The 334-nt window shown below is 54.5% G+C and carries 1 pseudogene; it reads left to right on the top strand.

Features of this window, described 5'->3' with window-relative positions:
* Nucleotides 1-334: pseudogene (locus AC09SL_RS29585) on the top strand (hypothetical protein); the annotation flags it as partial.

Below are 334 nucleotides of genomic sequence, written 5' to 3'. Positions count from 1 at the left end.
CATGGGTTGCCCACTGGTGATCAGCCGCATTGAGCTCGAAATCAACTCCGCCTATGGCAAGGACTGGAGCGATATCAGTCAAGACTCAGCCAACGTCGTGATTCGCGATGAGCTGGAAGCGCAATACAAAGGCACGTTCAGCGAAGCGGGTGAAAGTACTTTCTATGGCCAATGCCAGTGGTTGTTCCGCACTTCAGGCAAGCCGCGCATTCTCAGAAAAATCCTCGACTGCAAAAAAACCAACCCGCAGGGCGAGCTTGGGCGTGGGCGTCCTTTCGCGGCGTACACCCTCGATCAACTACCGGGTAAGACCGTGAGGATGAAGATCAAGTTG

The sequence above is a fragment of the Pseudomonas sp. PF05 genome, from assembly GCF_056521845.1.
This window is presented reverse-complemented; position numbering and strand designations above follow the sequence as displayed.